At 67.6% G+C, this 24,432-nt stretch carries 22 protein-coding genes; 11 read left to right on the top strand and 11 right to left on the bottom strand.

The genetic code is table 11. The features are described from left to right. Positions 1–8 precede the first annotated feature (8 nt). The 3 genes from ACZ4RZ_RS23655 to ACZ4RZ_RS23645 all read right to left on the bottom strand — a co-directional run bounded on the left by ACZ4RZ_RS23655 (position 9) and on the right by ACZ4RZ_RS23645 (position 4,141). A complete protein-coding gene (locus ACZ4RZ_RS23655; RefSeq protein WP_467747280.1) occupies positions 9–2,084 on the bottom strand; it encodes a zinc ribbon domain-containing protein in 2,076 nt (691 codons plus the stop codon). Positions 2,085–2,331: 247 nt separating this feature from the next. Continuing rightward, positions 2,332–3,414 (bottom strand): inositol-3-phosphate synthase, encoded by a 1,083-nt coding sequence (locus tag ACZ4RZ_RS23650; protein WP_467747278.1) that lies wholly within the window; start codon positions 3,412–3,414, stop codon positions 2,332–2,334. A 43-nt stretch (positions 3,415–3,457) separates the two neighbouring features. Then, a complete protein-coding gene (locus ACZ4RZ_RS23645; protein ID WP_467747276.1) occupies positions 3,458–4,141 on the bottom strand; it encodes a PadR family transcriptional regulator in 684 nt (227 codons plus the stop codon). A gap of 374 nt (positions 4,142–4,515) precedes the next feature. On the opposite strand from ACZ4RZ_RS23645, the gene ACZ4RZ_RS23640 reads away from it, so the two are divergent. Together ACZ4RZ_RS23640 and ACZ4RZ_RS23635 are read left to right on the top strand one after the other, a co-directional pair. Beyond that, entirely contained in the window at positions 4,516–7,227 is a 2,712-nt protein-coding gene (locus ACZ4RZ_RS23640; protein WP_467747274.1) for a transglycosylase domain-containing protein, read from the top strand. 118 nt (positions 7,228–7,345) lie between these two features. Beyond that, positions 7,346–8,851, top strand: a complete 1,506-nt coding sequence (locus ACZ4RZ_RS23635; protein ID WP_467747273.1) for a glycosyltransferase family 87 protein — start codon at positions 7,346–7,348, stop codon at positions 8,849–8,851. A gap of 91 nt (positions 8,852–8,942) precedes the next feature. Here ACZ4RZ_RS23635 and ACZ4RZ_RS23630 read toward each other — a convergent pair whose 3' ends face one another. The 3 genes from ACZ4RZ_RS23630 to ACZ4RZ_RS23620 form a co-directional block, all read right to left on the bottom strand. Next, positions 8,943–9,974 (bottom strand): alanine racemase, encoded by a 1,032-nt coding sequence (locus tag ACZ4RZ_RS23630; protein ID WP_467747272.1) that lies wholly within the window; start codon positions 9,972–9,974, stop codon positions 8,943–8,945. A 128-nt stretch (positions 9,975–10,102) separates the two neighbouring features. Then, a complete protein-coding gene (gene femX / locus ACZ4RZ_RS23625) occupies positions 10,103–11,224 on the bottom strand; it encodes a peptidoglycan bridge formation glycyltransferase FemX (RefSeq protein WP_467747270.1) in 1,122 nt (373 codons plus the stop codon). Between the two features lie 163 nt (positions 11,225–11,387). Continuing rightward, positions 11,388–11,708 (bottom strand): hypothetical protein, encoded by a 321-nt coding sequence (locus tag ACZ4RZ_RS23620; RefSeq protein ID WP_467747268.1) that lies wholly within the window; start codon positions 11,706–11,708, stop codon positions 11,388–11,390. A gap of 286 nt (positions 11,709–11,994) precedes the next feature. Between ACZ4RZ_RS23620 and rpsF the strand changes: the two genes are divergently transcribed. From rpsF to rplI, 4 genes are all read left to right on the top strand, one after another. Then, positions 11,995–12,285, top strand: a complete 291-nt coding sequence (gene rpsF, locus ACZ4RZ_RS23615) for a 30S ribosomal protein S6 (RefSeq protein ID WP_004950685.1) — start codon at positions 11,995–11,997, stop codon at positions 12,283–12,285. A gap of 71 nt (positions 12,286–12,356) precedes the next feature. Beyond that, positions 12,357–12,956, top strand: a complete 600-nt coding sequence (locus ACZ4RZ_RS23610; protein WP_467747267.1) for a single-stranded DNA-binding protein — start codon at positions 12,357–12,359, stop codon at positions 12,954–12,956. 57 nt (positions 12,957–13,013) lie between these two features. Further along, entirely contained in the window at positions 13,014–13,250 is a 237-nt protein-coding gene (gene rpsR / locus ACZ4RZ_RS23605; RefSeq protein ID WP_003949403.1) for a 30S ribosomal protein S18, read from the top strand. 18 nt (positions 13,251–13,268) lie between these two features. Beyond that, entirely contained in the window at positions 13,269–13,715 is a 447-nt protein-coding gene (gene rplI, locus ACZ4RZ_RS23600; protein ID WP_189187153.1) for a 50S ribosomal protein L9, read from the top strand. Between the two features lie 140 nt (positions 13,716–13,855). Here the strand turns inward: rplI and ACZ4RZ_RS23595 are convergent, their stop codons facing one another. Beyond that, positions 13,856–15,202: an MATE family efflux transporter gene (locus tag ACZ4RZ_RS23595; protein WP_467747265.1), complete on the bottom strand. Its 1,347-nt coding sequence runs from the start codon at positions 15,200–15,202 to the stop codon at positions 13,856–13,858. Positions 15,203–15,652: 450 nt separating this feature from the next. Here ACZ4RZ_RS23595 and dnaB point away from each other — a divergent pair, with 450 nt between their 5' ends. After that, the gene (gene dnaB / locus ACZ4RZ_RS23590; protein ID WP_467747263.1) at positions 15,653–17,128 is read left to right on the top strand and encodes a replicative DNA helicase; all 1,476 of its coding nucleotides are present in this window, start codon (positions 15,653–15,655) and stop codon (positions 17,126–17,128) included. A gap of 106 nt (positions 17,129–17,234) precedes the next feature. Here the strand turns inward: dnaB and ACZ4RZ_RS23585 are convergent, their stop codons facing one another. Together ACZ4RZ_RS23585 and ACZ4RZ_RS23580 are read right to left on the bottom strand one after the other, a co-directional pair. Beyond that, the gene (locus ACZ4RZ_RS23585) at positions 17,235–17,801 is read right to left on the bottom strand and encodes a dihydrofolate reductase family protein (protein WP_403856740.1); all 567 of its coding nucleotides are present in this window, start codon (positions 17,799–17,801) and stop codon (positions 17,235–17,237) included. A gap of 413 nt (positions 17,802–18,214) precedes the next feature. Further along, on the bottom strand, positions 18,215–18,970 hold the full coding sequence (locus tag ACZ4RZ_RS23580; RefSeq protein ID WP_467747261.1) for a GbsR/MarR family transcriptional regulator: 756 nt from the start codon (positions 18,968–18,970) through the stop codon (positions 18,215–18,217). A 222-nt stretch (positions 18,971–19,192) separates the two neighbouring features. On the opposite strand from ACZ4RZ_RS23580, the gene ACZ4RZ_RS23575 reads away from it, so the two are divergent. From ACZ4RZ_RS23575 to ACZ4RZ_RS23560, 4 genes are all read left to right on the top strand, one after another. Next, on the top strand, positions 19,193–19,870 hold the full coding sequence (locus ACZ4RZ_RS23575) for a DUF4097 family beta strand repeat-containing protein (RefSeq protein WP_467747405.1): 678 nt from the start codon (positions 19,193–19,195) through the stop codon (positions 19,868–19,870). A gap of 12 nt (positions 19,871–19,882) precedes the next feature. Further along, positions 19,883–20,863 carry an ATP-binding cassette domain-containing protein gene (locus tag ACZ4RZ_RS23570; RefSeq protein ID WP_467747259.1) on the top strand — a complete coding sequence of 327 codons (981 nt, stop codon included), beginning with the start codon at positions 19,883–19,885 and terminating at the stop codon, positions 20,861–20,863. Beyond that, complete coding sequence (locus tag ACZ4RZ_RS23565) at positions 20,860–21,651, top strand: ABC transporter permease (RefSeq protein WP_467747257.1); 792 nt, start codon at positions 20,860–20,862, stop codon at positions 21,649–21,651. The genes ACZ4RZ_RS23570 and ACZ4RZ_RS23565 overlap by 4 nt, the downstream gene beginning before the upstream one ends. A gap of 238 nt (positions 21,652–21,889) precedes the next feature. Continuing rightward, complete coding sequence (locus ACZ4RZ_RS23560; protein ID WP_467747255.1) at positions 21,890–23,275, top strand: serine hydrolase domain-containing protein; 1,386 nt, start codon at positions 21,890–21,892, stop codon at positions 23,273–23,275. Positions 23,276–23,345: 70 nt separating this feature from the next. Here the strand turns inward: ACZ4RZ_RS23560 and ACZ4RZ_RS23555 are convergent, their stop codons facing one another. Further along, complete coding sequence (locus ACZ4RZ_RS23555; protein ID WP_467747253.1) at positions 23,346–23,798, bottom strand: GNAT family N-acetyltransferase; 453 nt, start codon at positions 23,796–23,798, stop codon at positions 23,346–23,348. Between the two features lie 39 nt (positions 23,799–23,837). Then, positions 23,838–24,296: a MarR family winged helix-turn-helix transcriptional regulator gene (locus ACZ4RZ_RS23550; RefSeq protein ID WP_467747252.1), complete on the bottom strand. Its 459-nt coding sequence runs from the start codon at positions 24,294–24,296 to the stop codon at positions 23,838–23,840. Positions 24,297–24,432 lie beyond the last annotated feature (136 nt).

Below are 24,432 nucleotides of genomic sequence, written 5' to 3'. Positions count from 1 at the left end.
ACAGCGTCTCAGATGAGTTTAGGTTTTCCTGGGTGGGGCTGGGTTTTCGCCCCGGTGGAAAAGAGATCTCGGCTGCCGGTGTCTGGGCCCCAGGAGGTGGCGTGGGCGTGCAGGTGGAAGCCTGCGCCGAGTCTGGCCCCATACGGCTCGTGCCGGGTGGGGGTGCTCATCGTGTGCGGTGCCTGCCGCCTGCGCCACCGCCGGGTGCGGTGGGTGGGTGGCTGGGGCGTCCGCCCCGCCGGACGCTTTCCACCCGGACCACTGCCGACGGCCGGAATCGGTGCCGGTGGTGGTCCGGGTGGGGCGGGGACCCTGCGTCGCTTCCTGGGCACAGGGCATCTTCTCGTCGGCCCCGCCTTCGTCCGGTCCACAGGCCGAACCTGCGGACCGGACGGGGGTGGGGCCGGGTGGGGGGTGTGCCGGACCGGCTGGTCCAGTTCCTCAACCGTGCGGCGGAGCGTATAGCTGCCGTCGGTGCGGTTAAGGACGGTGTGGGGTTGGTGTTGGAGGCCGCGGGCGCCGATCCGCTGCCAGGCCGCGACATCGCGGTCAGCGCTGTAACGGCAGGCCGGGTTCGGGCAGGTGGCCCATTTCCAGCCGCGTTCGGGACGGTCGGGGGCGGCGTGGTGGCGGAAGGCGGTCAGGCAGCGGGGGCAGTACTTCGACGTCCCCCGCGCGGGCACGATGACCACCGCGATGCCGTGCCGGGCTGCGGCGTGGACGGTGGCGGTGACGATCTGGCCGCGGACACTGGAGGACAGGCGGGTGTTGAGGGTGCGGCCCTTGCCCCGGGCCTCCATGTCCCGCAAATCTTCGAGGTAGATGACGCTCGCCTCGGCGGCCCGCGCGTGGTCCACCATGAAGCGGGCCGCTGCCTGGGCGAGTGCCCGGTTCAGCCGTTCACGCCGTCGGCTGACCCACCGGTGCTCGGTCCGCAGCACGGCCAGTTTGGCCACGTCCATCGGGTCGGGGCGGGAGCCTTGGGTGTGGTGGCCCTCGATGAGGATGTCCAGGTGGGCGGTCTTGGTCCACAGCTGTTCGGCTTCGATGCGCAGCCGGTCGGCTTTCGCCAAGGCCCCGTCCACGTGGAGGAACACGGGCCTACCGTCGGTGAGGACGGCGGGCTGGGTGCCGCCGGTGAGGGTGAGGGTGCCGCCGGTGAGGAGGGTGTTCAGCCCGTAGTCGAAGGCCACCGCACGGGTGTGGCCGTCCCGTCGGCTCTTCGGGGCAGCGGCGGTGTACGCGAGATCGATGCGTACCTGGCCGCTACGCAGGCGCAGGGTGGGGGCGTGCAGGGCGGCCGTCGCGTCGACGGTCGGGGGCAGCCGGAAGCGCAGGATCACCGGACGCCAGTCGGTACGCGAGCGCGGGTCGGGACGCACAGGGAGGCGTACCGTCAGCACCCCGTAGTGGGCGGGGTCGTCCTCGCAGCGGGTCAGCGTGGTCAGCTGCTTGTCCGCGGCGGCCAGGACCACCTGACGGCCTGCGCCCGGAGCGGCCTCCAGCTCGGACACATCCGCAGGCATCCGGTGACGGGCGGCGATGAAGCGCTGCACCTGGCGGGTGCGTCCCCGCAGGACCGACACGGGCACCGCAGCGCCGTCCGGACATGTCTCCCGCAGCGCCTGCCACTCCGCATCGGTACGCCGCAGCGGATCAGAATTGTCAGCGGGCCAGGTGGCCAGGACGGCGTCCACGATGCGGGAACGCCAGTGGGCCGAGCGCAGTACTCTTCCGGCCTGTTCCTCGGCGATCCTGCGCACCCGGTCCGGCACATACCGCCCCTCGGGCACAGCAGCGGTCCAGCCCAGCGTGCGCAACGCCATCCATGCGTTCGACGGCAGTTTCTCTCCCGACGGGGCGCGCCCGGAAGCGAGCTGCTCGATCTCCGGCCGCGACCAATGCCCGGCGATCACGGCGGCGGCCATCGACTCCACCAGACCGGTCAGCCAGCCCACCCGCACCGCGAGCCGCGTCGTGTTCAGCACCTCACCGGTGACCGTGTCCAGGCCCCGGAAAGCGGACGCGGTAGCACACGCGACCCGCTCCGTCTCCTCTTCCCCCACCACGATCTTCCGCCGCACACCACCCACCCCCGCCCCGATGACTCAGCTGTCCGACGATCGGACTGACATACCCAACGAACCCAACCCCACAAAGTCACACCCGACCGGGCGCAACCCACAAGAACCACAGCAACACCAGGAGAAGCAGGCCAATCGAGGCACTGCTGCTGACCATCACATACGAGGAGGGTCCCCGGGCAGAATGCCCAGGGACCCTTAACAGCCTTCTACGAGACGAGTTTTAGCGCAGAGCGCCGTGTCTCGCTTAGCGCTCGACCTCGCCCTTGATGAACTTCTCGACGTTGTCGTAGGCCTCGTCGTCGAAGTACTGGACCGGCGGGGACTTCATGAAGTACGAAGACGCCGACAGGATCGGGCCGCCGATGCCGCGGTCCTTGGCGATCTTCGCGGCGCGCAGGGCGTCGATGATGACACCCGCGGAGTTCGGGGAGTCCCAGACCTCGAGCTTGTACTCCAGGTTCAGCGGGACATCACCGAAGGCACGGCCCTCGAGGCGCACGTAAGCCCACTTGCGGTCGTCCAGCCAGGCCACGTAGTCCGACGGACCGATGTGGACGTTCTTCTCGCCCAGATCGCGGTCGGGGATCTGCGAGGTGACAGCCTGCGTCTTCGAGATCTTCTTGGACTCCAGGCGGTCGCGCTCCAGCATGTTCTTGAAGTCCATGTTGCCGCCGACGTTGAGCTGCATGGTGCGCTCAAGACGGACACCGCGGTCCTCGAACAGCTTCGCCATCACACGGTGCGTGATGGTCGCGCCGACCTGCGACTTGATGTCGTCGCCGACGATCGGGACGCCGGCCTCGGTGAACTTGTCCGCCCACTCCTTGGTGCCGGCGATGAAGACCGGGAGGGCGTTGACGAAGGCGACCTTGGCGTCGATGGCGCACTGGGCGTAGAACTTCGCCGCGTCCTCGGAACCGACGGGCAGGTAACAGACGAGGACGTCGACCTGCTTGTCCTTGAGGATCTGGACCACGTCGACCGGGGCCTCGGCGGACTCCTCGATCGTCATGCGGTAGTACTTGCCCAGGCCGTCGAGGGTGTGGCCGCGCTGGACCGTGACGCCCTTGTTCGGGACATCGCAGATCTTGATGGTGTTGTTCTCGCTGGCACCGATGGCGTCGGAGAGGTCGAGTCCGACCTTCTTCGCGTCGACGTCGAAGGCGGCGACGAACTCGACGTCACCGACGTGGTAGTCCCCGAACTGGACGTGCATCAGACCGGGCACCTTGGCCGCCGGGTCGGCGTCCTTGTAGTACTCGACGCCCTGTACCAGCGAGGCGGCGCAGTTGCCCACGCCGACGATGGCTACGCGAACCGAACCCATTCCGGTTGCTCCCTGTGTGTATCGGTGAAACCCCGAACGGGCCTCACGTGGCGGTGTCGTCGGACGGATCCGGCCGGGTGCTGTCCCGGTGCCGGGGCAGGCCGCCCGTCTCTCCAGATGTGTTGTCCTGCTGAGCGGAGCCTTCGGAGGCGGAACTCTTGACGTCCCGTCCCGCCCGCTCGCTCTCGATGAGCTCGTTCAGCCAGCGCACTTCGCGCTCCACGGACTCCATTCCGTGGCGCTGGAGCTCAAGCGTGTAGTCGTCGAGGCGCTCCCGGGTGCGCGCCAGGGAGGCGCGCATCTTCTCCAGGCGCTCCTCCAGCCGGCTGCGGCGGCCCTCCAGTACGCGCATGCGTACGTCGCGCGACGTCTGCCCGAAGAAGGCGAAGCGAGCGGCGAAGTGCTCGTCCTCGTATGCGTCGGGACCCGTCTGCGAAAGCAGCTCCTCGAAGTGGTCCTTACCTTCCGCCGTCAACCGGTAGACGATCTTGGCGCGGCGCCCTGCGAGTGGAGCTGCGAGGGCGTCCTCGGAGGTGAACCCCGATTCCTCGATCAACCAGCCGTTGGCGACCAGCGTCTTGAGGCAGGGGTAGAGCGTCCCGTAGCTGAAAGCACGGAACACACCCAGTGACGTATTGAGTCGTTTGCGCAGCTCATAGCCGTGCATCGGGGACTCGCGGAGCAGGCCGAGTACGGCGAACTCGAGGATCCCGGAACGCCGGCTCATCGTCGCCTCCTCCCTGTCGCTGCCTCGTCGGCACGGTCTTTATGCCGTGCTGATGTATCGACTCGATACATCAGCACGATAGAACGGTCATCCGGATGCGACAAGAGGGGTCACGGTGAACGGCGTCACATCACCGATTCATACGAAGCGAGTTGCCTGATTTGGGGTGAACTTTGGCCCTAGGTGGGTTTTGGCGGTGCGTAGTCTGTGCGGCATGCACACCACCGGGAACCGAGTGACGCCTGAGGGCGTCATCGTCTTTGGTGCAGTACGGGTGAATGCGCAAACGACCGCATCCGTACTTCGGGGGGACCGGAAACCAGCCGCCGTTTCCAGGCGCCCATGGGTGCGCCTGCCCGAGGAGTAATCGTTCGATGAGCGAGCACCGTCGCAAACTGCCGCAGCCGCAGGAAGGCGGACGTGCCGCGGCCCGACGCGGCCCGTCCGGCGCGTCCTCCGGTCGCCGTGCGGCACCGCGAGGCGCCACCGGGTCTCCTTCCGACTCCTATGGGTCGGGGGGTGAAGAGCGCCCGTACGGTGGCCGTGCCGAGGCCCGGCGGGCGGCACAGAGAAGTAGTGGCGGAGGCCGAAGGAGAGCGGCCGACGGCGCGGGTCGAGGCGGCCCCGGAGGCGGTGGTGGCCGACGCGGTGGCCCGCCGGGGCCGAACGGGCCGGGACGCGGCCGAGGCCGTGCCCCCGGGCCTGCCAAGAAGCGCTTCATCGACTACCCGCGCGCTGGCAAATACGGAGCGGCGCGGTGGGTCCCGTCCTGGAAGCTCGTGACGGGGCTGTTCATCGGCTTCTTCGGCAGCATGGTCGCGGTGGCCGGTATCGCGTACGCGATGGTGTCCGTCCCGAAGGTTGCCGACACCGCCAAGGCGCAGAACAACGTCTACTACTGGTCCGACGGCACCGAGATGGTCGCAACCGGTGGTGAGACCAACCGCCAGATCATCAACTACGACCAGATCCCCGCAGCGATGCGGTACGCCGTCATCTCGCAGGAGAACAAGACCTTCGAGACCGACAGTGGCATCGACCCGAAGGGCATCGCCCGCGCCCTCTTCAACATGGCCAAGGGTGGTCAGACGCAGGGCGGCTCGACCATCACCCAGCAGTACGTGAAGAACGCGATGCTGGACGACCAGTCGCAGACGGTCTCGCGGAAGTTCAAGGAGCTCTTCGTAGCGATAAAGGTCGGCGCCACGGTCAAGAAGGAAGACATCATGGCCGGCTACCTGAACTCCGCGTACTACGGTCGCGGGGCCTACGGTATCCAGGCGGCCGCGCGCGCGTACTTCAACAAGGACGCCGTCAAGCTGAACGCGAGTGAATGCGCCTTTCTCTCGGCGATGCTCAAGGGCGCTACGTACTACGACCCGGCGGGCGCGACGGAGTTCGACCCGGCCGCCACGGCCAAGGCCAACATGAAGCGCGCCACTGCCCAGTGGTCGGACACTCTGGACAAGGAGGTCGAGTACGGCCACCTGAGCGCCACGGAGCGGGCCAGGTACAAGGACCTCCCCAAGTGGCAGAACCCGCGGTCGAACACCCGGCTCAGCGGCCAGGTCGGCTACCTCGTCGACCTCGCCAAGGGCTACATCATCAACAACACAGACATCACGGCGAACCAGCTTCAGCAGGGCGGCTACTCGATTCACACGACCTTCGACAAGAAGAAGGTCGCAGCGCTCACGAAGGCCGTGGACAAGGTCCGCAAGGCCAACATCAAGCCCAAAGAACGCCCGACGACGGACACGCACGTCCAGTTCGGCGGGGCCTCGGTTGACCCGGACACCGGTGCGATTCAGGCCATATACGGCGGCGAGGACGCGACCAAGCACTTCACCAACAACGCCGACCAGACCGGTGCCCAGGTGGGTTCGACGTTCAAGCCCTTCGTGCTGGCGGCTGCCATGTCGTGGGGTGCCCGTGATCCCAAGGGCGACCCGGTCCAGGCGCAGGACGAACGCACCATCGTGTCTCCGAAGAGCCTGTACAGCGGTAAGAACAAGCTCAAGATCCAGGACTACGACCGCACTGACTGGAAGGACGACAAGGGCAAGGAGTGGCTGCAGAAGAACGACGGCGGGCGGTCGTACAACCCGCCCAGCTACAAGATCGACCTGCGTGAGGCGATGCGCGAGTCTGTCAACTCCGCGTATGTCCAGCTGGGTATGGACGTCGGCCTGGACAAGGTCAAGGAGTCCGTCCTGGGCGCGGGCATTCTGAAGTCGAGCCTTGCCGATGCCAACTATCCGTCCTTCTCTCTGGGTACGTCCTCCCCGAGCGCGATCCGTATGGCCGGTTCGTACGCCACTTTCGCGGCCAGCGGCAAGCAGCGCGATCCGTACTCGGTCGACAAGATCACCAGCAAGGACGGCACGGTCTTCCGGCACGAAGACGTCGCGAAGACGAAGCAGGCCTTCACCCAGAACGTCGCCGACAACGTCACGGACGTGCTGAAGACCGTGGTCGAGAAGGGAACCGGTACCAACGCCCAGCTGACCGGTCGTGAAGTGGCCGGTAAGACCGGTACCACCGACGGCAACAAGTCCGCCTGGTTCGTCGGGTACACCCCTCAGCTGTCAACCGCGATCGGCATGTATCGCATGGACGACAACGAGACCAACAAGAACCGTGAGTTCCTCCAGATGTACGGCACGGGCGGCGAGAAGACGATCCACGGTGCCTCGTTCCCGTCCCAGATCTGGCGCGACTACATGGAACAGGCGCTCAAGGGGCAACCCGCGGAGGACTTCCCGACCCCCGAGCCGATCGGCGAGATCCTCAACGACACCCCGAGCCCGAGCGTGACCCCCTCGCCCACTGATAGCGCCACCGAGAGTGCGACGCCGACCCCGACCCCCAGCGAGAGTCTGACATCTCCCTCACCCTCGGTGAGCGAGACCTGTAAGAAGTGGGACTTCAACTGCGGCAGTACCGGAGGGACGGACACGGGTGGCACGGACACCGGTGGAACGGACGGAGGAGTGACCGCCACACCGACGGAGACCACCAGCACTGGATCCACCAGAGGTAACGGCAACGGCAACGGTGGGATCTTCGGAGGGCCGACCGGATAGCCGCCTCCGTGTGTGTTTCACGTGAAACACGCCGTTTCACGTGAAACAAGGGCCGCTGCACCGACCAGGTGCGGCGGCCCTCGGCGTATTCCTAGCTGCGTACGGCAGGATGTGCGGCATGCCCAGTGCAGAGACGACGCGAGTGAGCGTGCACGAGCCGGAGCTGGTACGGCCGACCAAGGAGGACGAGGTCGCCGCGCGCGGCAGCGAGCTGATCGGCGGCCCCATCGGGCGACGAGCCCTGCTCGGGACGTCCTGGTGGACGCCCGTGCGGGTCGTCGCGCTCGTCGCGATCGGTATGTTCGCCCTCGGCATGGTGCAGAAGCTGCCGTGCTACGACGGCGCCTGGTTCTTCGGTGCCAGCTCGCAGTACACACACGCGTGCTACTCCGACATCCCGCACCTCTACCAGGGACGCGGCTTCGCCGACGGTCTTGTGCCGTACTTCGACAAGATCCCCGGCGACATGGACTACCTCGAGTATCCGGTGCTGACCGGTGTGTTCATGGAGGTCGCGGCCTGGCTCACCCCGGGCAGCGGGAGCATCCAGGACCAGGAGCAGATCTACTGGATGGTCAACGCCGGGATGCTGATGCTGTGCGCGGCGGTCATCGCCGTGTGCACCGCGCGCACCCACCGCCGGCGCCCTTGGGACGGCCTCCTGGTCGCCCTCGCGCCCGCCTTCGCGCTCACGGCCACCATCAACTGGGATCTCCTCGCTGTGGCCCTGCTGGCCGCCGCCATGCTCATGTGGTCGCGAGGCCGGGTTCTGGCGTTCGGCGTGCTGATCGGGCTTGCTACAGCCGCCAAGTTCTACCCGTTCCTGGTGCTCGGACCGCTCTTCCTGCTGTGCTGGCGGGCCGGCAAGTGGCGCGAGTTCGGAACCGCGCTGCTAGGCACTGTCGGCGCCTGGCTCGCCGTGAACCTTCCGGTGATGTACTTCGCGCCGGAGGGCTGGGCGAAGTTCTACAGCTTCAGCCACGACCGCGGGGTCGACTTCGGATCGGTGTTCCTGTTCATCTCACAGTGGCTGAAGATCACCATCACCTTCGAGACGGCGAACAACTGGGCGCTGATCATGATGCTGCTCATTTGCGTGGGCCTGACCGCGCTCACGCTCACCGCCCCGCGCCGCCCCCGTTTCGCCCAGCTCGCCTTCCTGATCGTCGCCGCCTTCATCCTCACCAACAAGGTCTACTCGCCCCAGTACGTGCTGTGGCTGGTCCCCCTCGCCGCGCTGGCCCGGCCGCGCTGGCGGGACTTCCTGATCTGGCAGGCGTGCGAGGTCGCGTACTTCCTGAGCATCTGGATGTACCTCGCGTATACGACCAGCGGGGACGCCCACAAGGGCCTGCCGACCGACGGGTACCAAGTCGCCATCGCCGTCCACCTGCTGGGGACGCTGTATCTGTGCGCCGTGGTCGTACGCGACATCTTCATGCCGGAGCGCGACATGGTGCGCCGAGCCGGTGACGACGATCCATCGGGCGGTGTCCTGGACGGTGCGGAGGACGTCTTCGTACTCGGGGCCGCAGCCCATCCGCCGCGGCACGCGGCGCACTTCGACGGGCCGCAGGTCGAGTGGGGCAGTCGGAGCGCGGCGGCCGGAGACAGTTCGCCCTGAGCGAACAGGGCGTAGGGAAGCCACGCAAAAGGCCGTACACGGTGTCCGTGTACGGCCTTTCTGCTGTGTCCGAGCGGGGCGAGCCCTGGGGTCAGCGTTCGACGATGCGGTCGAACTGCGTGGTGGTGTGCCGAAGATGGGCCACCAGCTCGTCGCCGACCTTCGGCTCCGTGGCGTCCGCGGGCACGAAGAGGATCGAGACCTGCATGTGCGGGGGCTCCGCGAACCAGCGCTGCTTGCCCGCCCAGACGAACGGCGAAAGGTTCCGGTTGACCGTCGCGAGGCCGGCGCGGGCCACGCCCTTGGCGCGCGGCATGACGCCGTGCAGCGCCTTCGGGGCCTCCAGTCCCACTCCGTGCGACGTACCGCCCGCCACGACGACCAGCCAGCCGTCGGAGGCGGCCTTCTGCTGCCGGTAGCCGAAGCGGTCGCCCTTGGAGACGCGTGTGACGTCCAGGACGGCCCCGCGGTACTCGGTTGCCTCGTGGTCCCCCAGCCACAGGCGCGTGCCGATGCGGGCGCGGAAGCGGGTCTGCGGGAACTGCTGCTGGAGACGGGCGAGTTCCTCGGCCTTGAGGTGGCTGACGAACATCGTGTGCAGCGGCAGACGGGCCGCGCGCAGACGGTCCATCCAGCCGATGACCTCCTCGACGGCGTCCGAGCCGTCGGTGCGGTCGAGCGGCAGGTGGATGGCGAAGCCCTCCAGCCGGACGTTCTCTATGGCCTGGTGCAGATGCGGCAGGTCCTGCTCGCTGACACCGTGCCGCTTCATCGAGGACATCACCTCGATGACGACACGGGCGCCCACGAGGCCGTACACGCCGTCGATGGACGACACCGAGCGGATGACACGGTCGGGCAGCGGTACGGGCTCCTCGCCCCGCCTGAACGGCGTCAGGACCAGTAGATCGCCGCCGAACCAGTCCTTGATCCGGGCGGCCTCGTATGTGGTGCCGACGGCGAGGACGTCGGAGCCGAGGCGGGTGGCCTCGTCGGCGAGCCGCTCGTGGCCGAAGCCGTAGCCGTTGCCCTTGCAGACGGGGACGAGACCCGGGAACTGCTCGGACACCTGCTTGTGGTGTGCCCGCCAGCGCGCGGTGTCGACGTAGAGCGTGAGCGCCATGGCCGGTCCCGGAACCTTTCTCGTGGCTGCGGTGTATCAGAGGTATGAAAGGAAATTGTGGCGGATTCGCCGGACCGACGGGGCGACGCCGTGCCGGAACATCGGCTCGGCATGCGGTTCGGGCTGGCTCAGCGGCGCGACATGTAGATGTCGAGCGCCTTGTGGAGCAGCTTGTTCAGCGGGAAGTCCCACTCGCCGAGGTACTCGGCGGCCTGCCCGCCCGTGCCCACCTTGAACTGGATCAGACCGAAGAGGTGATCCGTCTCGTCCAGCGAGTCGGAGATGCCGCGCAGGTCATAGACGGTCGCGCCGAGGGCGTACGCGTCGCGCAGCATCCGCCACTGCATCGCGTTCGAGGGCCGGACCTCGCGGCCGATGTTGTCCGAGGCGCCATACGAGTACCAGACGTGTCCGCCGACGACCAGCATCGTCGCGGCCGACAGGTTCACGCCGTTGTGGCGCGCGAAGTACAGCCGCATGCGATTGGGGTCCTCGGTGTTGAGGGCCGTCCACATGCGCTGGAAGTACGACAGCGGGCGGGGCCGGAAGTGGTCGCGCACGGCCGTGATCTCGTACAGCCGCTGCCACTCCTCCAGGTCCTGGTAACCGCCCTGGACGACCTCGACGCCCGCCTTCTCGGCCTTCTTGATGTTGCGGCGCCACAACTGGTTGAAGTTCCTGTGGACCTCTTCCAGGGAGCGGTTGGCCAGCGGCACCTGGAAGACGTAGCGGGGCTGTACGTCGCCGAAGCCGGCGCCGCCGTCCTCGCCCTGCTGCCAGCCCATGCGGCGCAGCTTGTCGGCGACCTCGAAGGCGCGCGGCTCGATGAAGTCCGCCTCGATGTCGCGCAGGCGCTTCACGTCCGGGTTCTGGATGCCGCCCTTGATCGAAGCTGCCTCCCAGCGCCGGATGATCACTGGCGGGCCCATCTTCACGGAGAAGGCGCCCTGCTGCTTGAGGTGCGCGAGCATCGGCTGCAGCCAGTCGTCGAGATTCGGCGCGAACCAGTTGATGACCGGACCCTCGGGCAGATAGGCGAGATAGCGCTTGATCTTGGGCAGCTGGCGGTACAGCACCATACCCGCGCCGACCATCTCGCCGGTCCTGTCGTCGAACCAGCCGAGGTTCTCGGAGCGCCACTCCGCCTTGACGTCTGCCCAGGCCGGGACCTGCATGTGGCTCGCCGCGGGCAGGCTCTGGATGTAGGCCAGATGCTGCTCTCGACTGATGGTCCTCAGGGTCAGGCTCATTCGGGGCGCTCCTCGGGCTGGTGTGTCCCCATGGGTACAGGGGCTCCGGCTCTCGCGCCGAAGCCTACTGCGCCCTGGGAGCGCCTCGAATGGCCGTATGGAACCTGCGCCCTGGGGACGGATGAAGAAGAGTCCCGGGGCCAGAGGAAAACGGGCGTTCGGGTTAGAAGAGGCCGCCGAAAAGGCCCCCGTGGGCCATGCCGAGGAAGAAGCCCACGGCCGACGCACCGAGCCCCAGGATCAGTCCGAAGCGCTCACGCGTCGTCTCGGAGATGAACTGCCCGTACGCGCCGGTGAGGATTCCGACCAGGCCGGCCCAGGAGCTGAGCAGATGCAGGCTGTCGAACATCGCCGTGACGAAGGCCGTGATCCCGAGCACCAGTGTCACCGCGAGCAAGGTGTCCTGGAGCGGATGGGCCTTGCCATCCGTGGCGAAGAGGGAGCCAGTGGAGCCGGTGGTGTTGGGTCGCAATACCTGTGCCATAGGGCACCTCCTGCGGAAGGCGGCGCATCGTAGCGCCATACACACCCGATGCGTACAGATTGACGGTCAACCCGCTCGGATTTCAACCGGAAGCCGGTGTGCAGGTAGTCTGTACCGTCTGCACCGGTGTCTGCCCAGGCCAAGGCCAGGTCACGACAGGGATTCCCGCTCGGTCTACCGACGGGGAGCCCGATTGTCAGTGGCGGCCGATACCGTTGCGTACGCATCACAACCCTCCTGCCACGGAACGACCGTGGCCGCTGAGTCCAAAGGAGGTGGGTTCCACATGCGTCACTACGAGGTGATGGTCATCCTCGACCCCGATCTCGAGGAGCGCGCTGTCTCCCCACTGATCGAGAACTTCCTCTCCGTCGTCCGTGAGGGCAACGGAAAGGTCGAGAAGGTCGACACCTGGGGCCGTCGTCGTCTCGCGTACGAGATCAAGAAGAAGCCCGAGGGCATCTACTCGGTCATCGACCTGCAGGCCGAGCCTGCGGTCGTCAAGGAGCTCGACCGCCAGATGAACCTGAACGAGTCGGTCCTCCGGACCAAGGTCCTCCGTCCCGAGACCCACTGAGCTCTGCTCAGCTGATCTCGGGCATCGAGTAGCACAAGCAGCCAGCAGCAAACCCGCCGAGAGGTTCCCCCATGGCAGGCGAGACCGTCATCACGGTCGTCGGCAATCTTGTCGACGACCCCGAGCTGCGCTTCACCCCTTCCGGTGCGGCGGTCGCGAAGTTCCGTGTCGCGTCCACTCCCCGCACCTTTGACCGTCAGACCAATGAGTGGAAGGACGGCGAGAGCCTGTTCCTGACCTGCTCGGTCTGGCGTCAGGCGGCGGAGAACGTCGCCGAATCGCTCCAGCGGGGCATGCGCGTCATCGTGCAGGGCCGGCTGAAGCAGCGGTCCTACGAGGACCGTGAGGGCGTCAAGCGCACGGTCTACGAGCTGGACGTCGAGGAAGTCGGCGCCAGCCTGAAGAACGCCACGGCCAAGGTCACCAAGACCACGGGTCGAGGCGGCCAGGGCGGTTACGGCGGCAGTGGCGGCGGCCAGCAGGGCGGCGGCTGGGGCGGAGGCTCCGGCGGCGGTCAGCAGCAGGGTGGCGGCGCTCCCGCCGACGACCCCTGGGCGACCAGCGCCCCTGCGGGTGGCAACCAGGGCGGCGGCGGTGGCGGCGGCTGGGGCGGAAGCTCCGGCGGCAGCGGCGGCTCCGGCGGCGGCTACTCGGACGAGCCCCCCTTCTAGGCCTCCGGGCCGAGGGTGGGTCGTACCCCCACTTCTTGATCACACAGGAGATACACCATGGCGAAGCCGCCTGTGCGCAAGCCGAAGAAGAAGGTCTGCGCTTTCTGCAAGGACAAGGTCACGTACGTGGACTACAAGGACACGAACATGCTGCGGAAGTTCATTTCCGACCGCGGCAAGATCCGTGCCCGCCGCGTGACCGGCAACTGCACGCAGCACCAGCGTGACGTCGCCACGGCCGTGAAGAACAGCCGTGAGATGGCGCTGCTGCCCTACACCTCCACCGCGCGATAAGGGAAGGGTGACCGACACATGAAGATCATCCTCACCCACGAGGTCTCCGGCCTCGGTGCCGCGGGCGACGTCGTTGACGTCAAGGACGGTTACGCTCGCAACTACCTGATCCCGCGGAACTTCGCGATCCGCTGGACCAAGGGCGGCGAGAAGGACGTCGAGCAGATTCGTCGTGCTCGCAAGATCCACGAGATCGCGACCATCGAGCAGGCCAACGAGATCAAGGCCCGCCTCGAAGGCGTCAAGGTCCGCCTGGCCGTTCGCTCCGGCGACGCCGGTCGTCTCTTCGGTTCCGTCACCCCGGCCGACATCGCCTCGGCGATCAAGGCTTCCGGTGGCCCCGAGGTCGACAAGCGCCGCATCGAGCTGGGCGCGCCGATCAAGACCCTCGGCGCCCACGAGACGTCCGTGCGTCTGCACCCCGAGGTTGCCGCCAAGGTCAACATCGAGGTTGTCGCTGCCTGAGTGCAGCGCTCGGCATAGCTGAGAGAAGGGCCGCACCCCTCAGGGTGCGGCCCTTCTGCGTTTCGCGAGCGTGAGGCTGCGTCTCACGCGGATGTCGGCGCTCGCTGTTTCACGTGAAACGGGGGTTTCACGTGAAACGGTCAGCGCGTCGCGCCCGTGACGATCCAGCGCCCCGATCGAGAACGCAGCCACAGGGTCAGCATCCGCATCGTCATCATGAGCGTCATCGCACCCCAGAGCGCGGTAAGACCGCCCCCGAGTGCCGGGACGAGCAGCGCGACGGGAGCGAAGACCGCCAGGGTGAGCAGCATGGCCCACGCCAGGTATGGTCCGTCCCCCGCTCCCATCAGGACTCCGTCCAGGACGAAGACGATGCCGCAGATCGGTTGCGAGACGGCCACCATCAGCAGGGCGGGCAACGCGGCGTCTCGCACGGTCGAATCACTGCTGAAGAGGGGCAGGAAGAGGGGGCGAGCGGCGATGACCAGCAGGCCGAGTACGACCCCGGTGGCGATGCCCCACCGCACCATGCGCCGGCAGGCCTCGCGGGCGCCTTGGGCATCGTCCGCGCCGAGATACCGCCCGATGATGGCTTGTCCGGCGATGGCGATCGCGTCGAGTGCGAAGGCGAGCAGACTCCACAGCGAGAGGACGATCTGGTGTGCTGCCATCTCGGCGTCCCCGAGCCGAGCGGCGACTGCCGTGGCGATCATGAGAATGGCCCGCAGCGACAGCGTGCGCACGAGCAGCGGAGCACCGGCCTGGGCGCTGGCCCGTATCCCGGCGGAATCCGGTCGCAGCGAGGCACCGTGCTTCCGCGCTCCGCGGATGACGACGTACAGATAGACGGCGGCCATGCCGCACTGGGCGACGACGGTGCCCCAGGCGGAGCCTGCGATGCCCAGGTCGGCACCGTAGACGAGGCCCGCGTTGAGGGCGGCGTTGGCGACGAAGCCCCCGACGGCCACGTAGAGCGGGGTCTTCGTGTCCTGCAGTCCGCGCAGGACACCGGTGGCGGCCAGCACGACGAGCATGGCCGGGATGCCGAGCGTCGAGATTCGCAGATAGGTGGTGGCGTACGGGGCGGCGGTGTCGGAGGCACCGAACAGCGCCATGAGACTGGGTGCCGTCGGCAGGACGACGGCTATGACGGCTGCGCCGATCAGCAGGCCGAGCCAGATGCCGTCCATGCCCTGGCGAATTGCGGCCCGCAGATCGCCTGCGCCGACACGGCGGGCGACGGCGGCCGTGGTGGCGTAGGCAAGGAAGACGAAGACGCCCACGGCGGTCATGAGGAGCGCCGAGGCGACGCCGAGGCCGGCCAGCTGTGCGGTGCCGAGATGGCCGACGATGGCGCTGTCGGCCATCACGAAGAGAGGCTCGGCAACGAGTGCGCCGAAGGCCGGAACAGCCAGCGCGACGATCTCTCGGTCGTGCTGGCGGCGGGTGGCCCTGGGTGCCACGGGAGCCTGTGTCATGAGCACCAATCTAATCTTCCACAGGTAAGAGATGCAATGCCGAATGGACCCTTACTCAGCCTCTGGTGGGGTGGGCCGCCGCGTACCGTTTGCAGCGATCTTGATCCGACTGGGGAAGTTTTTCTTCTGCACAGCCGGTGGACGGGAAAGTGGCAGGTCAGGGCGGGTGTATCGCGGGGGCTGAGGGCTTGTTCACAGGGCTGTCCACCGGGTCGTGCACAGGTTTTGTGGGGTTCTCCACAGCATCCGGGCCGTCGTCCACATGGCCTGTGGATAACCAGATTGGCTGACGGTGCCCGCGGGCCTAACGTGGTGCGGCGCCCGCTCTCTCCTCCGTCCTCGGAAACCTGGCAAAACCGACGCGTCAGAACCGGAGTTGGGCATCTCAGTTGTCAGTGCCGTGCCGTAGAAATGAGGGGCACGGTTAGGTCCGCTCGGCGGACGGGAGGAGGTGGCTCGGTGAGTATTTCCGAGCCCTTGGACGACCCCTGGGCCGACAGTGGTCCCAGTGATCGTCTACCCTCTTCCCGCCAGCACAGCAACGGTGGCCGCGGCCGAGACGAGCAGCACGACCGCGACCGGGACAGTGGCTCGTGGGAGGGCGGCGGTTCGTCCTTCGAGCGCGTACCGCCCCAGGACCTGGACGCCGAGCAGTCCGTCCTCGGCGGCATGCTCCTGTCCAAGGACGCCATCGCCGATGTTGTCGAGGTCCTCAAGGGCCACGACTTCTACCGGCCGGCGCACGAGACCATCTACGGGGCGATCCTCGACCTCTACGCCAAGGGCGAGCCGGCCGACCCGATCACGGTCGCGGCCGAGCTCACCAAGCGCGGCGAGATCACGAAGGTCGGCGGCGCACCGTATCTCCACACCCTGGTGCAGACGGTCCCGACCGCGGCGAACGCCGAGTACTACGCGGAGATCGTGCACGAGCGTGCGGTCCTGCGCCGCCTGGTCGAGGCGGGTACGCGCATCACCCAGATGGGATACGCGGCCGACGGCGACGTCGACGAGATCGTCAACAGCGCCCAGGCGGAGATCTACGCGGTCACCGAGCAGCGCACCACCGAGGACTATCTGCCGCTCGGCGACATCATGGAGGGCGCTCTCGACGAGATCGAGGCGATCGGTTCGCGTTCGGGGGAGATGACCGGCGTTCCGACCGGCTTCACCGATCTCGACTCGCTCACCAACGGTCTGCACCCGGGCCAGATGATCATCATCGCGGCTCGTCCCGCCATGGGTAAGTCGACGCTGGCCCTGGACTTCGCGCGGGCCTGCTCGATCAAGCACAACATGCCCAGCGTGATCTTCTCGCTCGAAATGGGCCGCAACGAGATCGCGATGCGTCTGCTGTCGGCCGAGGCCCGCGTGGCCCTGCACCACATGAGGTCCGGCACGATGACCGACGAGGACTGGACCCGGCTCGCCCGCCGTATGCCGGACGTCTCGGCGGCCCCGCTCTACATCGACGACTCCCCGAACCTGTCGATGATGGAGATTCGCGCCAAGTGCCGTCGCCTCAAGCAGCGCAGCGACCTGAAGCTCGTGGTCATCGACTATCTGCAACTGATGCAGTCGGGCGGCAAGCGGTCCGAGAGCCGCCAGCAGGAAGTCTCCGACATGTCGCGAAACCTGAAGCTGCTGGCGAAGGAGCTGGAGCTGCCGGTGATCGCGCTGTCGCAGCTCAACCGTGGTCCCGAGCAGCGTACGGACAAGAAGCCCATGGTTTCCGACCTGCGTGAGTCCGGATCGATCGAGCAGGACGCGGACATGGTGATCCTGCTGCACCGCGAGGATGCGTACGAGAAGGAGTCACCGCGCGCGGGCGAGGCGGACATCATCGTCGGCAAGCACCGTAACGGTCCGACGGCCACGATCACGGTGGCCTTCCAGGGCCACTACTCGCGCTTCGTCGACATGGCGCAGACCTGATCCGACGCCTTGTAGGGTCTCGCGGCTGATGTCGTAATCTCACGGGCCGTGTCGTACCGATGTCGTATACGACATCACCTTGAGACTAGCGCGTGGGTGCTGCTGCTCAGCGCCTCGTCTCGTACCTGGTCAGGACCACGCCGCCGGGAAACGTCCGCGTCTCCACCAGGTTCAGGTTCACCCAGCTGTCCAGCGCGGTGAAGAACGGCGTGCCGCTGCCCACCAGGACCGGATGGGCGGCGATCGCGTACTCGTCGATCAGCCCGGCGCGCATGGCCGCCCCGGCGAGCGTTGCGCCGCCGATGTTCATTGGGCCGCCGTCCTCGGCCTTGAGCCGGGTGATCTCGGCGATCGCGTCGCCGGTGACCAGACGGGTGTTCCAGTCGACCTTGTCGATCGTCGAGGAGAACACCACCTTCGGCGTGTCCCGCCAGTTCCGCGCGAACTCGATCTCCGCCGGGGTGGCGTTGGGCTGCTGGTCGCCGGTCGGCCAGTAGGAGCTCATCGTCTCCCACAGCTTGCGCCCATACAGCGACAGGCCACTCGCCTGCTCGTGGTCGAGCCACCACTGGAACAGCTCGTCGCTCGGCGGTCCGCTCCAGCCGATGTCGTCGCCGGCCGCGGCGATGTAGCCGTCCAGGGTCAGGTTCATGCCGTAGATCAGTTTCCGCATGGCTCAGCCTTCCGTTCGTGGGTGTCCGGCGTATAGACCAGCGCGGCGCGGGAAACTCATCGGTGCGCGATCTGGGCTCGCCGGTAGCCCTCGTGCTCGGGGCTCAGCGTGGTGTACTCGGCCGACTCGGACAAGCCGCCTGATCTCGACCTCGCCCTCGCGAGGAAATGCCACGGATTTGAGACTGATCATGGATGACAAGGCCGTGAGACAGCCAAGAACGCCCAGGTCACGCAAGATCGACATGTCACGAGCGGCGAGACCCTACACGCCTGCAGGCTCACATTTCCGATGTCCCGCCGACCTCACCGACCCCTGCATGAACGAGGCTGCCTGGAGGGCGGGCGATGGGGTCGGCTCAGGTTGAAGGATCCGGCGCGGGCACCACTGGCTGTGACCACCAAGACGGCTGTCTATCCGCGATCTGAACTTGGCTTGGCAGTGCCGTCTGAGGTTGTTTCGGGTTTCGTGTAGAGGACCTCGCGGGCCTGCTCCGCGGCGCGGATCATGCTCTCGCCGACGAAGTCGACGAAGCGGGCGATGTTCTCGAGGCGGACGGCGGCCGGGGTGCCGGGGCCGAGGATGCTGACGCCCTGCCGTGCGGTCTCGGCGAGCTGGGCGTGGGACCGGGCGCTGGCGACCATCCCCTGGTACCAGACGTCGTCGTCGACGACGTAGCGCTCGCGGCGGCGTTCGTCCCGTTCCCGGCGGATGAGGCCCATGCTTTCGAGGAGCGTTATCGCTTTGGAGATAGACGCCGGGCTCACCTGGAGGCGCTGGACGAGTTCGGACGCGGTGAGGCTGCCCGCGTCGGTGGAGTAGAGGGACGCCAGCACTCGGGACGTCATCTTGGGCAGGCCCGATTGCATGAAGACGGTCGTGAACGTCTCCTCGTACTCGCGCACGGCCTCGGCGTCGCGTCCGTAGGCCTGCGGGGGCGTCCCCGGCCCCCGGGGCGCGGCCTGCCTGCGCCGGTGGGCGCGGTGTTCGGTGGCGCGGTGGGCCAGGTCGGCGCGGTAGGCGGTGGGGCCGCCGTTGCGCGTCACCTCGCGCGTGATCGTCGAGGTGGGGCGGTCGAGGCGTCTGGCGATCTCCGCGTAGGCGTGGCCGTCGGCCAGTCCCAGCGCGATCTGCTGGCGTTCCTGCTGGGTGAGTCTGCCTCCCGGCATCGCGGTCTCCTTCGTGGTCCTTGGTGTCTCGAGTGTAGCGTTCACCCCTAATTCATTGCAACGAACAAGGGGACTGTTGTTGCATTAGAACTAAAGTCATTGCAACGATTTCCTAGCTCTCATCTGCCATGATGGTGATTTTGCGCAACGATTGTGTTGCCACATCTGTGAATGCAACGTAGCGTTTTCATCATGAGAAACAACGAGCCGAAGGAGAGCGCGATGCAGAAGTTCGACACCCCCACCCCGGTCTTCGCCGTCCTCGACATCCCCGCGGGACGCATCCGGTTCATCGCCGCCGACCGGGCCGACACCACGGTCGACGTCCTGCCCGCGGACGCCTCGAAGGGCCGCGACCTGAAGGCGGCGGAGCAGACCACGGTCGAATACGGCGACGGCGTCCTGCGGATCGAGGCCGCACCGGCGAAGAACCGGATCCTCGGCAGCTCCGGATCGATCGAGGTGACCATCCAGCTGCCCGCCGGCTCCCGCATCGAGGCGAAGGCGGCCAGCGCCGAGTTCCGGGGCGTCGGACGGCTCGGCGACGTCGCCTTCGACGGCGCGTACGGCGCGCACGACGCGATCAAGCTCGACGAGGCTGCGAGCGTCCGCCTCACCGCCCTCGGCGGTGACGTCTCGGTCGGCCGCCTCAACGGCCCCGCGGAGATCAGCACCCTACGGGGCGACATCCACATCACCGAGGCCGTGCGCGGCACGGTCGTGCTGCGCACCGAGTCAGGCGACGTGTCGGTCGGCGCCGCCCGCGGAGTTTCCGCCTCCCTGGACGCCGGCACCACCCTCGGCCGGATTCACAACGCGCTCAAGAACACCGACGGCGCCGCCGACCTGAACATCCACGCGACCACCGCCCACGGCGACATCACCGCCCGCAGTCTCTAAGGAGCACCCCTCATGACCAACCTGGCCATCGCGGCGAACGGGCTGCGCAAGTCCTACGGCGACAAGGTCGTGCTCGACGGCGTCGACCTGGCCGTCCCCGAAGGAACGATCTTCTCCCTGCTCGGTCCGAACGGCGCCGGCAAGACCACCGCGGTGAAGATCCTCTCCACGCTCATCTCCGCGGACCCGGGCACGGGCGACATAAACATCGGCGGCCACAACCTGGCCACCGACCCCCAGGCGGTGCGCGCCGCGATCGGCGTCACCGGCCAGTTCTCCGCCGTCGACGGCCTGATCACCGGCGAGGAGAACATGCTCCTCATGGCGGACCTGCACCACCTCTCCCGCGGCGAGGGGCGGCGCACCGCCGCCGAGCTGCTGGAGCGCTTCGACCTGGTCGAGGCGGCGAAGAAGCCCGCCTCCACCTACTCCGGCGGCATGAAGCGCCGCCTGGACATCGCCATGACGCTGGTCGGCGACCCGCGGATCATCTTCCTCGACGAACCGACCACCGGCCTCGACCCGCGCGCCCGGCACAACATGTGGCAGATCATCCGCGAGCTGGTCTCCGACGGCGTCACCGTCTTCCTCACCACCCAGTACCTCGAGGAGGCAGATGAGCTCGCCGACCGTATCGCCGTGCTCGACGACGGCAAGATCGCCGCCCAGGGCACCGTCGAGGAGCTGAAGCGGCTGATCCCCGGCGGACACGTGCGGCTGCGCTTCGCCGACCCGGCCGCGTACCGGAGCGCCGCCCTCGCCCTGCGCGAGGTCACCCGGGACGACGAGGCGCTCGCGCTGCAGATTCCCAGCGACGGCAGCCAGCGCGAGCTGCGCTCCATCCTCGACTGGCTGGACGCGGCCGGCATCGAGGCCGACGAGCTGACCGTGCACACCCCCGACCTCGACGACGTGTTCTTCGCCCTGACCGGCACCGCCCCGCAGCCCGGCCAGTCCAGCCTGCCCAGCCAGCCCAAGGAGGCTGTCCGATGAGCTCCCTCTCCCTCGCCCTACGCGACTCGTCCACGATGTTGCGCCGCAACCTCCTGCACGCGCGGCGCTATCCGTCCCTCACCCTGAACCTGCTGCTCACCCCGATCATGTTGCTGTTGCTCTTCGTCTACATCTTCGGCGACACGATGAGCTCGGGCATCGACGGCGGCGGTCCGGACCGCTCCGCATACATCGCGTATGTCGTCCCGGGCTTGCTGCTGATGACCATCGGCAGCACCGTGGTCGGAACCGCGGTGTCCGTCTCCAACGACATGACCGAGGGCATCATCGCCCGCTTCCGCACGATGGCGATCCACCGCCCTTCGGTGCTCGTCGGGCACGTCGTCGGCAGTGTGCTGCAGTCGATCATCAGCGTGGTCCTCGTGGGCGCCGTCGCCGTGGCCATCGGCTTCCGGTCCACGGACGCAACCGCCCTGGAGTGGCTGGCGGCGTTCGGGCTGCTCGTGCTCTTCGCCATGGCGCTCACCTGGATCGCGGTCGGCATGGGCCTGATCAGCCCGAACGCCGAGGCCGCCAGCAACAACGCGATGCCGCTGATCCTGCTGCCGCTCCTCTCCAGCGCCTTCACCCCGGTCGACTCCATGCCCGGCTGGTTCCAGCCGATCGCCGAGTACCAGCCGTTCACGCCCGCCATCGAAACCCTGCGGGGCCTGCTGCTCGGCAGCGAGATCGGCCACAACGGGTGGCTCGCCATCGTCTGGTGCCTGGGTCTCGTGGTGCTCGGCTACTTCTGGTCGACCTCGAAGTTCAACCGCGACCCGAAGTAACCGCCATGACAGCGCGGGCCGCCTCCCGCAACTCGTCCCGCCCCAGGGCGGCGTACTCCGACACCGCGTCGGCGTACGCCGCCCCGTCGGCGCTCTCGGCTATCCGGCCCGGGGATCCCCGGGCCCCCGGGGTCGTTTCCGCAGGTCGGCGTTCGGCAGCCGTGGCGTCATGTCCGACTCGGGGCGGTCGCGGGTTAATGCGCTCGACGTGCGGTGCCAGGCCGGGTGGACTGGTGTCATGACGACACCTCAGGATGATCTGCTTCCCGCCACGCGCCGGGCTCTGCTGCACCGTATCGCCGTCGCACAGACCGAGGGTCGGGCGCCGTCACTGGTCGCGGCGGTCGTCCGGGGCGGGGAGACGGTGTGGAACGGGGCGAGGACCTCGGTGGAGGGGCACGGCCCCGACGAGAACGTTCAGTACCGGATCGGTTCCATTACCAAGACCTTCACCGCCGTACTCGTACTGCGGCTGCGTGACGAGGGCGCGCTGGACCTCGGTGACCCGCTGGAGAAGCATCTGCCGGGTACCGGCGCGGGGGAGGCCACCGTCGCCGAACTGCTCGCGCACACCAGCGGTTTGGCCGCAGAGTCGCCCGCACCCTGGTGGGAGCGTACGCCTGGCTCGCTCCGCCCCGAACTGTCCGACGTCCTGGGCGAGCAGCCCTTCCGGCACCCGGTAGCGCGCCGACACCACTACTCGAACCCCGGCTACACGCTCTTGGGCGCGCTGGTCGAGGAGTTGAGGGGCGCTCCCTGGGAGGAGGCGCTGCGGCGCGAGGTGCTCGAGCCGCTGGGACTGCACCGTACGAGCGGTCGTCCGCAGGCGCCGCACGCGGGAGGCTGGGCCGTCCACCCCTGGGCGGATGTGATGATGTCCGAACCCGCGCAGGATCTCGGTCGGATGGCTCCAGCCGGACAACTGTGGTCCACCACGGCGGACTTGGCGCGCTTCGCCGCCTTCCTGGCTCAGGGCGACGACCGGGTGCTGAGCGCGGAGTCCGTACGGGAGATGCGTACACCTGCCGCGCCGTCCGAGGCGGCGGAGCTGGCCGCCGGCGGCGCCTACGGCCTCGGCATGCAAATCCTGCACCGAGACGGCCGGATGCTCGTCGGACACTCCGGCTCCCTGCCGGGATTCCTGGCCGGCCTGGTGATCGGTGTGGAGGACGACGTGGCGGCGGTCGTGCTGTCCAACTGCACCTCCGGCCCGCCCGCGCTGACCGTCGCCGCTGATCTCGTACGGATCGTCGCGGAGGCCGAGCCGAGGATCCCCGAACCCTGGCGTCCCATGACCGAAGTCGACAGCTCCGTACTGGAGTTGGTGGGGCAGTGGTATTGGGGGACTCAGGCATTCGGGTTGCGGTTGGTGGCCGGCGGGGACGTCGCGTTGGAGCCGCTGTCCGGCATCGGTCGGCGCGCCCGGTTCCAAGCGAACAGTGACGGGACATGGACGGGGCTCGACGGCTACTACGCGGGGGAGCTACTGCGGGCGGTACGGCGTCCGGGTGGCTCCGTGAGTCACCTCGACCTCGGGTCGTTCGTCTTCACGCGGCAGCCCTACGACGAGGGGGCTCCCGTGCCGGGTGGGGTGGACCCCGAGGGCTGGCGAGGGATTCAGTAGACGGCGCCAGGGTGAGGGGCGGTGTGTTTCACGTGAAACACACCGCCCCTCACCATGCAGGGGGCACGCCTCAGAGCGGCAACTTGAAACCCACGTGGGAGGCTGCGAAGCCGAGCCGCTCGTAGAAGCGATGGGCGTCGGTGCGGGTGACGTCGGAGGTCAATTGGACCAACTGGCAGTCCAGGCGCCGGGATTCGTCGATTGCCCACTCGATGAGCTGGGTGCCTAGGCCGCTGCCACGCTCGTCGGCATGGATGCGTACGCCTTCGATGATGGAGCGAGTCGCTCCCTTGCGGGACAGCCCGGGAATCACCGTGAGCTGAAGGGTGCCGACGACGCGGCCTTCGCGCACGGCGACGACCAGGTGCTGGTTCGGGTCGGCGCTCAAGCGCTCCAGGGCGGCGAGATACGGGGTCAGGTCGTCCTGCGACTCCCGCTGGGCGCCCAGCGGATCGTCCGCGAGCATTGCGACGATGGCGGGCACGTCTTCGGCGACAGCGGCTCGTATTTCAAGATCTCCCATGACCGCACCCTACGAGAGCACGCTCATGGGGCGCACGGTCTATACGGGCACGCTCGCCGACTCCACGACTCGGACCAGCGGGGCCAGCTCCGGATTCTTGGCCGCTTCGTCGAGTGCCTCGCGCAGGGCAGCGTCATTGGTGGGCCGTGCCGCTTCGAGGAGCTTGAGGCCCGCCTCGCTGACGTTCGTGTAAATGCCGCGGCGATCGGTCGGGCATAGGTAGCGGGCGAGCAGCCCGCGGTCCTCGAGCCGGGTGACAAGACGCGTGGTGGCGCTCTGGCTCAGGACGACCGCGTCCGCGACCTGTTTCATCTGCAGATGACCGCCTTCGCCCTCGTGCTGTCGGCTGAGCACGTCGAGCAGCGAGTACTCCCGCACGCTCAGGCCGTGCTTGGCCTGCAGCTCGCGCTCGATGTGGGCCTCGATCCTCCCGTGCAAAAGGGAGAGAGCGCACCAGCCCTGAGCAAGGGCGGTGAGTGCGGGGTCCGTGGCTGTCATGGCGTTTTCCTCCGTCCCGGAGCGGCTGAAACCCAGGATAGAGCACGGGTGCAATAGCCCGCTGTTGCGTATAGCACGCGTGTGCAACTATTGTGGACGCACGCAAAGCGCTCCTGCAATCGTCTGGGAAGGTGTA

This window comes from Streptomyces sp. NPDC027189 (assembly GCF_055566975.1).
Note: the sequence above shows the minus strand (reverse complement) of the source record. Positions and strands in the feature narration are given on the sequence as shown.